Consider the following 9,546-nt stretch of genomic DNA (forward strand, 5'->3'; position numbering starts at 1 on the left):
TTTATTAATATTTTTTAGTCAAATATATTAAAAATAAGGCATGAGCTTCAAAAAAATTAAAATTAAAAACTAAAAAAAAATTAAGTAATTTTACTCAAATTAAATACAGATTAACTATGACTTTACAGATAGAAAATATTGAAAAATCAAAAATTTCAAATGTTGATTTTGACAACTTAAAATTTGGTCAAATTTTTACTGACCATATGTTTGAATGTGATTTTGAAAATGGCGAATGGGGAACACCAAGAATTAGACCATACCAGCCACTTTTATTTGATCCTTCTGCAAAAGTATTTCACTACGGGCAAGCGGTTTTTGAAGGAATGAAAGCCTATAAAGACGATAATGATGATATATGGTTATTTAGACCAGATGAAAATCAAAAACGTATAAATATATCTGCTGAAAGATTGGATATGCCTGCTTTTCCTAAAGATTATTTCTTTGAAGGATTAAATACTTTATTGAAAATGGACAAAGAATGGGTAAAAAAGGGAGGCGATAGCGCTCTTTATATTAGACCTTTTATTATTGCTACAGAAAATTGTGTTTCTGCATCTTCATCAAATAAATACAAATTTATGATTATTTGCTCACCTGTTCAATCCTATTATACAGGAGAAGTAAGAGTGGTATTTGCAGATAAATATAGTAGATCTGCTGATGGCGGAGTAGGATATGCTAAAGCTGCAGGAAATTATGCAGGTTCTTTTTATCCAACTAAATTAGCAAATCAAGAAGGTTTTCAACAAGTTGTTTGGACAGATGCTAACAAACACGAGTTTTTAGAAGAGGCTGGTGTTATGAATGTATTTTTTAGAGTAAATGACACATTGTTAACTGCACCAACTAGTGAACGTATTTTAGATGGTGTTACTCGTAAAAGTATCATCCAATTCGCAGAAGATAAAGGGATTAAAGTTGAAGTTAGACCTGTTAGAGTAACAGAAATAGTTGAAGCTGCTCGCAAAGGTGAATTATTGGAAATGTTTGGAGCTGGAACTGCTGCAGTAATAAGCCCTATTACAGGTTTTTCAAATAAAGGTGAAAGTTTTGAATTACCTAAAGTTGAAAATAGTTATGCTACTTTTATAAAAAAAGGAATTACAGACATTCAAAAAAATATAGCTGAAGATAAATTTGGCTGGACAGTTAAAGTTTAATCAATCGAAATAGTTAAATTTTGATTGCTACTTTAAATTTTTATACATTGCAATAGCCAAAACAATCGGATTTTGTCCGATTGTTTGGCATATTATTTGGTCTTAATACCATAAATAACACTTATGACTACACTTGAAAAAGCTAAAATAAATCTACAAAAAAATGGGTTTTTAGATATAGAACCACCTAAAAGCATTGATTTTGTAAAAGAAATTAAAAAACTACGGAAAAAGAAAAACGCCATTATTTTAGCTCATTATTATCAAGAAGATGCAATCCAAGATATTGCTGATTTTGTTGGTGATAGTTTAGCTTTAGCACAAAAAGCAGCAACTACAGATGCTGATATTATTGTTTTCGCAGGTGTACATTTTATGGCTGAAACAGCAAAAATATTAAATCCATCAAAAAAAGTATTGTTACCAGATTTAAAAGCTGGTTGTTCCTTAGCTGATTCTTGTCCGCCTGCTGATTTTGCAGCTTTCAAAAAAGAGCATCCAAATCACATAGTAGTTTCTTATGTAAATACTTCTGCAGAAATTAAAGCATTAACAGATATTGTTTGTACTTCTTCTAATGCTGAAAAAATAATAAATTCAATACCAAAAGATAAACCTATCATATTTGCACCCGATAGAAATTTAGGTGCATGGTTAATTAAAAAAACGGGAAGAGACATGTTACTTTGGGATGGTGCTTGTATGGTTCACGAGGCTTTTTCAATTGAAAAAATATTAAAGTTATATGCTGAAAATCCTGAAGCAGTAATTATTGCTCATCCTGAATCTGAAGCGCATTTATTAAAAGTTGCTAAATATGTTGGCTCTACTTCTGGCTTGTTAAATTATGTAAAAACAAGTACAGCAAAAACATTTATTGTTGCTACTGAAGTTGGGATTTTACACAAAATGAAGCAAGACTCACCTGGTAAAATATTAATTCCTGCTCCGGTAGATGATGATAATTGTAATTGTAGTGAGTGTTTTTATATGAAAATGAATACCATGAAAAAATTGTATTTATGCTTAAAACATGAACTTCCTGAAGTTAATGTAGAAGCTGAATTAAGTAAAAAAGCATTAGTTTCTATTGAACGAATGTTAGAACTCTCTAAATAAAATTCTTTCAAAATGAATGCTGAAAAAAAAGTACACAAAACCGATTTTCTAATAATAGGATCTGGAATTGCTGGTTTGTCTTTTGCTTTAAAAACAGCTACTCATTTTAAAAATGCTTCTATAACTATTGTTACCAAAAACAAAAAGAACGAGTGCAATACTAAATATGCTCAAGGTGGAATTTCAACAGTATGGAATAAAACAGTAGATTCTTTTGAACAACATATACAAGATACATTAATTGCCGGAGATGGTATTTGTAATGAAGATATAGTGAAAATGGTAATTGAAGATGCTCCAACTCGATTAAAAGAATTGATTGATTGGGGAGTTAATTTTGATAAAAATAAAAAAGGAGAATATTCTTTAGGTAGAGAAGGCGGGCATTCACAAGATAGAGTTTTACACCATAAAGATATAACTGGTGCTGAAATTGAAAGAGCTCTTATTGAACAAGTTGAGAAAGCTAAAAATATTAATTTTTTAACCTATCACTACGCTATTGATTTAATTACAGAGCATCAAGTCACAAAAAAAAGAATTACTAGAAAAGAAAAAACAACTTGTTTTGGAGCTTATGTTTTGGATGAGAAAAAAAATAAAGTAAAAACTTTTTCAGCTAAAGTTACTATGTTAGCTACTGGTGGAAATGGGCAAGTTTACAGCACAACTACAAACCCTGTTGTTGCAACTGGTGATGGAATTGCCATGGCATATAGGGCTAAAGCTGAAATTTCTGATCTTGAGTTTATTCAGTTCCACCCAACTGCGTTATATAATCCTGGCGAATACCCTGCATTTTTAATATCAGAAGCAGTTCGTGGTGAAGGTGCTATTTTAAGAGACTATCATGGAAAACGCTTTATGCAAAGATATGATGATCGTGAAGAATTAGCTTCGCGAGATATTGTTGCTAGAGCAATTGATAATGAACTTAAAAAAAGTGGAACACCCAATGTATATTTAGATTGCACACACCTTGATTATGATGCTTTTAAAAAACATTTTCCAAATATTACCGAAAAATGTTTAACCTTGGGAATTGATATTCGTAAAGATTATATTCCTGTTTGCCCTGCACAACATTATATTTGTGGTGGAATAAACATTAACAAAAAAGCAAAAACCTCCATTAAAAATTTATATGCAAGTGGTGAAGTTACTCGCTCTGGATTACATGGTGCAAATAGATTAGCTTCTAATTCATTATTAGAAGGAATTGTATTTTCACATAATGCTTTTTATAATTTAACGAAACGATTCCATAAAATTGAATTCCCTACTAATGTTCCTCAATGGAACGATAGTGGTGTTGTGAAAAATATGGAGAAAATTTTAATTACGCATGACAGAAATGAAGTAAAAACCATTATGAGTAATTATGTTGGTATTGTACGTTCAAATGAACGTTTATTACGTGCCGAAAAAAGATTACTTAACCTATATGAAGATAATAAAAGGTTGTATGATCATTCTGAACTTTCAACAGATTTATGTGAACTAAGAAATTTAATTACTACCGCATATTTAATTACCCAATTTTCAAAAAACAGAAAAGATAACAAAGGGGGTTTTTATAACGCTGATTTAATAAAAAAGGAGCTTTAAAAGCTCCTTTTTTATTAAACATTATTTCACTCCAATTTTACCAGATTTTAACTCTATCTTCTGGTTTTAAATACATTTCATCACCTTCAACAATATTAAATACAATATAAAACGCATCAACATTTTGTAAAGGCATATATGCTCTGTACATTCCTGGAGAATGTGGATCAGTTTTAATTAAGTTTTTCATTGCCTCGTCTCTCATTTTAGTTCTCCAAATTGTTCCCCAAGACATATAAAAACGTTGCTCAGCAGTAAATCCATCAATAGCATCAGGTTTTCCGTTCTTTTCATAATAAATTTGCAAACCATCATACGCAGCATTTACACCACCTAAATCTCCAATGTTTTCACCAAGTGTAAATTCACCATTTAAATGTACACCTTCCAATGCTTCAACTGCACTGTACTGATCAATTAATTTTTGCCCTAAAGAAGCAAACTGTTCAGAATCTTCATCTGTCCACCAATTTTTTAAATTTCCATCAGCATCAAATCTTGCACCTGAATCATCAAAACAATGTGAAATTTCATGTCCAATTACAGCTCCAATTCCTCCATAATTTACAGCTTCATCTGCTTGGTAATTATAAAAAGGTGGTTGTAAAATTGCAGCAGGAAAAACAATCTCGTTATTTACAGGATTAAAATAAGCATTTACAATTTGCGGTGCCATTCCCCACTCTGTTCTATCAACTTCTTTTCCTAATTTATCAATATCTTTTTCAAATTCCCACTTAGATATATTTACTGAATTTTGAAAATAGGAACCTCCATCTTTTAACCCTTTTACATCTAAAGAAGCATAATCTTTCCATTTATCAGGATATGCAATTTTCACAGTCATTTTTGTTAATTTTTCCAATGCTTTAATCTTAGTGTCAGCACTCATCCACTCTAAAGCATTTATTCTTTTCTCCATCCCAAGCATTACATTTACAATCATTTCTTCTGCTTTTGCTTTTGCCTCAGGCGGAAATTTCTTATCAACATATAATTTACCTAAAGCCTCTCCAATAGCTCCATTTAACGATGCTAGAGCTCTTTCATCTCTTGGTCTTTGTTGTTTTGCTCCTTGTAATTCTTTGCTATAAAACTCCCAATTTGCGGCATCAATATCTTTATTTAACATTCCTGCAGCTCTATCAATAGCTGTCCAACGTAAATATAACTTCACATCATTAATTGAACTTGAAGCTAAAATTTTCTCAACTGCCATCATATAATTAGGCTGCATCACAATAACTCTATCTAAATTTTCTATTCCTAAACCTTTAAAATAAGTTTCCCAGTTTATTGAAGGTGTTATTTCTGAAAGTTCTGCAATTGTTTTTGGATTGTACAATTTTCTAGTATCTCTAGATTCTTCTTTTGTAAATCTTGGCTCCGCTAAATTATATTCATATTGAAATATTTTATCTGCATTTGTAATAGCAGCTGCTTCTGAATCACCAAAAAACTGAAGCATTCTTGCAATGTGAGCAATGTATTTTACACGTTTTTCTTTAGTATCATCATCTTGATCAACATAATAATCACGTGATAAACCAAGACCGGCAGGTGTAACATAACCTGCATTTATTTTACTATCTTTTAAATCATTAAAAACTGCAAAATTGAAAAACCCTGCACCTCCATAAGGAGCCATTTCTATTAAAAAGGTTTGTAAATCATCTACATTAGTTATAGCATCAATTTTAGCCAAAAATGGTTTTATAGGATTAATTCCTTGCTCCTCTCTTGCTAGCGTATCCATAATAGTTTCATAGAAATTTACGGCTTTCTTTTGATCAGATTCTAAGGTTAAATTTCCTTCTGCATCTTTTAATTTTACAAATTTATCTTCAGCAATAGCTTCATTTAAAATAGTTAATACATCTGAATCTGTTTTTTTCCTTAGCTCATTAAAGGCTCCCCAAGATGTTCTATCAGCAGGTATTTCGGTTTTATCTAACCAAGAACCATTCACATGTCTAAAGAAATCATCATTAGGACGAATAGAATTGTCCATATTTTCAACAATAATTCCAGGGATTTTTTCTACTTCTGCTTGTTTCTCACTTTTACAAGAAACCAACATAGATAATGCAACTATTGAAGCATAGAGCATTGTTTTTTTAATTGTACTTTTCATAATTTTAATTTGATTATTTGGCTTGATTTATTAGAAAACGTTAAAATATAAAAAAAAACACTTTCTTAAGTTTTATTTACCTTAAAATAATGTTAAGATTAACTATTTATTATTTTTAAAATATTAGGCTTAAAATAGTTAGGTCCCTTTAAAACTTTACCATCTTCTCTGTAAATTGGTTTTCCATTAGCCCCTAATTTACTCATATTACTTCGTTGTATTTCATTAAAAATTTCTTCAATTTTGTGTTGCATTCCGTGTTCTAAAATAGTGCCACACAATATATATAACATATCTCCTAGAGCATCAGCAACTTCAACAATATCATTATTTTTTGCTGCCTCTAAATATTCTTCATTTTCTTCAGCCATCAAATCGTATCTTAACTTCAACTTGGTATCTGGCAATATTGCAGTCGGTTTTTGCTCGAAATCGAGCCCAAATACTTCATGAAATTCTTGTACTGCTTTTAATTTATTCTTCATTATATAACATATTTAGCTGAATTTATAAAGTAATGATGATGGAACTATTTTTAATAGTAGCGCAATTAACCACCAACGTTTCGTTACATATACTTTTTTCTTTTTATTTTTTATTGCTGTATAAATTTGTTTGGTTGCTTTTTCTGTTGATGACATCCAAAAAGTTTTCCCTATTGCCATTGAAGTATCTACAAATCCTGGTTGAATATCTGTAACAATAATTTTAGATTTGCTTCTTTTTCCTTTCATCCAAAGTGATTCCAAATAATTTGCTTGAAATGCTTTAGAAGCAAAATACGCTGGTACATGGCGATTTCCTCTTATAGAAGCTATTGACGAAATACCAACCAAATGGCCATAACCTTGCCTTCTGAAAAAATTATATGCCAACCCATATATTTTAGTTGCTGCTGTAATATTTGTTTGTAATGTTGGTAATTCTTTTTCCCATTCTAATTTATAATTTGGATCTCCAACACCTGAACTATAAACTACTAAATCTATGGTTTTTAGTTCCTTTTTTAGTTCCAAAAAAAGTGTTTCGCAAGAATCTAGATTAGTAACATCTTGTACTTTTATGATGTATTTTTCTGGATTAGTTTCTTTAATTTCTTTCAGTAATTTTTCTCTTCTTCCAGTTATAACAACATTATAATTATCAGCTACTAATAATTTTGCTAATTCTTTTCCTATTCCTGAAGTTGCCCCTATAATTAAAGCATTTTTCATAATATATCCTTATTTCGTACTAAAATTTATGTATTTTTGATGCTAAATATACACATTTATATGTTTAGCAAAGGACAACTTATTTTTGCCGTACTTTTTGTAGTTGCATTTACTGCTTCAATGATTTGGAGTTATAGGAAGGATATTAAAATTCACAGAAAATATTATAAAAACACGTTTATTATAATAATTGCAATCTTCTTAGTAATTGCAATTTTTACTTTAATTACTTTTTCTTTACATTAATTAACCATTGATTCTACATCACTTAACACTCTATGATTTAGGACGGTATAGCCATTTTTATTAAACGATGTTGAAGGAATAAATTTAACATTCATTTTTAAATCTTTCGTTTTATATGAATGAATTTGATAAACTTTTTGGGCAAAGGAATCATCATGATATTGCATTAAAATGTACCATTCAGCATCTAACTTTTTAATTTCTTCATCACTTAAATTAAATAACGGGCTTTCTGAATCAATTTCATGAACAATTGTCCAAGTAGTGGGTAAATATTTTATTTTATCATTCTCTAAATTTAGTTGAAAAAATTCTCTCTTAAAATCAAGGTCTTTACTTTTCTTTGTTATGGATAATGTAACAGATATTTCTGGCTCTATCATAATACTTGTTCTATTATTCATTAGCCTAAACATTAATGCTTTACCCTCGTTAAATTCTCTCAATATAATATTTTCGCTAAAAAGTATTGACGATTTTGGCTTTGAGAAACGACCATACAATAACCCCGTAATAAAAGAGAAACCTAATAAGCCTATTAAAGCTTCAAATGCTGAAACAATATTTGCCAATAAACCATGTGGTGATATTCCTCCGTAACCCACTGTAGTAATAGTTTGAGCACTAAAAAAGAACCCATTTAAAAAATCTTCAAATAAATTTCCTGTTGTTGTGGTAATTTCATCAATACCAATTAACACAAAAATTACCCCGAAAAAGACATTTAAAATTACGTAACTTAAAAGAATATAGCTCAAAAATTTAGACCACGAAATTTGAATTAAATAAGAATAACCATCTTGAAAACTGATTTTTTTATTTTGATGAATAATATTAGATGAACCATCTTTATTAACAATACTTTGAACGTCTTTTCTAGAAGAATATCCAAAACCTGGATCTTTAATGTTTTTCATTTTTCAAACTTAGATTACTAAAGTAGGAATATTATTATAAAAAAAAAGGAATACAAAATTGTATCCCTTTTTTTTTATAATAATCAATAAGTTTTAATTTACATCAGGTAACGTAGTGTAGCGTTTTGCATAATCCAACATTTGTTCAGAAAAACTAGTTGGTTGTGTAATTTTCACATCTATAATATTTCCTTCAGCATCCATTTCTGCAACTAAAACAGGGTTTACAAATCCGCTATAAGGAGCCGATTTAAATTTACTATTACGCTCTAAAACTTCTTTATGAATTTCTTGATCTACTTTTACACCATAAGTTAGAACTAAAGCTTTTCCTGCTTCAAAATCTCCTTCAGATTTAATTCTCTGAATTTCACGTAACAATTCCCCAAACAACACTCTTAACTTCGCATAATCTCTAATTACAAAGTAAGTTTTATTATCTTTTACAACTTTTACAATCACACTCTCTTTTGACCCTTTTTCAAAAGCCCAAGCTGCTACTAATTGTCTATTTCTCATATGAGATTCTTCTACGTCATCTCCCAAATTTAGTCTAGTTAATTGAGTTAATAAACCATTTCTGATATAACCATCAAAAGCAGCTTTCCCAATTCCCTCTGCATCTGGTGAAATATTCATCTCTACTAACTTTTCAGAAGGTAAATAGTACAATCCTACTAAATCTGCACGTGCTTCTTCTAATGTTGAAGAGTAATTTTTTAATGTTTCTTTTGGTTGTCCAACACCTGGATTTAATTTCCCACTTGCATGGCCAATTACTTCGTGTAACGAAGTATGTAATTTATCAGCTAACTGTCCATATTTAATTTCGGCTGCAATTTCAGCTTCATCAAAAGCAAACTCTTTTAATTTATCTGTACCTCCAGCATTGTTATAAGTATCAATTATATTTCCTAATGACACTGATTTTGAACCATGATGCTGACGAATCCAGTTATTATTTGGTAAATTAACACCAATTGGTGTTGAAGGAGATGAGTCTCCAGACTCAGAAGCTACATTAACAGTTTTGTATGAAACACCTACAACATTTTTCTTTTTATGCTCAGGAAATAACGTTGAATTATCTTCAAACCATTGTGCATTTTCAGATACAACAGCCATTTTTTTAGACATATCAA

General features: G+C 30.1%; 8 protein-coding genes and 1 pseudogene. 4 read left to right on the top strand and 5 right to left on the bottom strand.

Annotated elements, in window-relative coordinates; all coding sequences use genetic code 11:
- Positions 1-116 precede the first annotated feature (116 nt).
- The 3 genes from Q0352_RS13040 to nadB all read left to right on the top strand — a co-directional run bounded on the left by Q0352_RS13040 (position 117) and on the right by nadB (position 3,893).
- The gene (locus tag Q0352_RS13040) at positions 117-1,166 is read left to right on the top strand and encodes a branched-chain amino acid aminotransferase (protein WP_299528154.1); all 1,050 of its coding nucleotides are present in this window, start codon (positions 117-119) and stop codon (positions 1,164-1,166) included.
- A 123-nt stretch (positions 1,167-1,289) separates the two neighbouring features.
- Positions 1,290-2,285, top strand: a complete 996-nt coding sequence (gene nadA, locus Q0352_RS13045; RefSeq protein ID WP_299528155.1) for a quinolinate synthase NadA — start codon at positions 1,290-1,292, stop codon at positions 2,283-2,285.
- 12 nt (positions 2,286-2,297) lie between these two features.
- The gene (gene nadB / locus Q0352_RS13050) at positions 2,298-3,893 is read left to right on the top strand and encodes an L-aspartate oxidase (protein WP_299528156.1); all 1,596 of its coding nucleotides are present in this window, start codon (positions 2,298-2,300) and stop codon (positions 3,891-3,893) included.
- A gap of 37 nt (positions 3,894-3,930) precedes the next feature.
- Here nadB and Q0352_RS13055 read toward each other — a convergent pair whose 3' ends face one another.
- From Q0352_RS13055 to Q0352_RS13065, 3 genes are all read right to left on the bottom strand, one after another.
- The gene (locus Q0352_RS13055; RefSeq protein ID WP_299528157.1) at positions 3,931-6,027 is read right to left on the bottom strand and encodes a M13 family metallopeptidase; all 2,097 of its coding nucleotides are present in this window, start codon (positions 6,025-6,027) and stop codon (positions 3,931-3,933) included.
- Positions 6,028-6,125: 98 nt separating this feature from the next.
- Positions 6,126-6,512, bottom strand: coding sequence for a nucleoside triphosphate pyrophosphohydrolase family protein (locus Q0352_RS13060; protein WP_299528158.1), 387 nt, complete (start codon positions 6,510-6,512; stop codon positions 6,126-6,128).
- Positions 6,513-6,524: 12 nt separating this feature from the next.
- A complete protein-coding gene (locus Q0352_RS13065) occupies positions 6,525-7,241 on the bottom strand; it encodes an SDR family NAD(P)-dependent oxidoreductase (protein ID WP_299528159.1) in 717 nt (238 codons plus the stop codon).
- Positions 7,242-7,280: 39 nt separating this feature from the next.
- Between Q0352_RS13065 and Q0352_RS13070 the strand changes: the two genes are divergently transcribed.
- A complete protein-coding gene (locus tag Q0352_RS13070) occupies positions 7,281-7,487 on the top strand; it encodes a hypothetical protein (protein WP_299528160.1) in 207 nt (68 codons plus the stop codon).
- On the opposite strand, the gene Q0352_RS13075 is transcribed toward Q0352_RS13070, so the two are convergent.
- Together Q0352_RS13075 and Q0352_RS13080 are read right to left on the bottom strand one after the other, a co-directional pair.
- A complete protein-coding gene (locus tag Q0352_RS13075; RefSeq protein WP_299528162.1) occupies positions 7,484-8,404 on the bottom strand; it encodes an ion channel in 921 nt (306 codons plus the stop codon). The two genes, Q0352_RS13070 and Q0352_RS13075, sit on opposite strands and share 4 nt — an antisense overlap.
- A gap of 93 nt (positions 8,405-8,497) precedes the next feature.
- Positions 8,498-9,546, bottom strand: a pseudogene (locus tag Q0352_RS13080) (dihydrofolate reductase); the annotation flags it as partial.

Source organism: uncultured Lutibacter sp. (assembly GCF_937891065.1).
Lineage (GTDB): Bacteria > Bacteroidota > Bacteroidia > Flavobacteriales > Flavobacteriaceae > Lutibacter.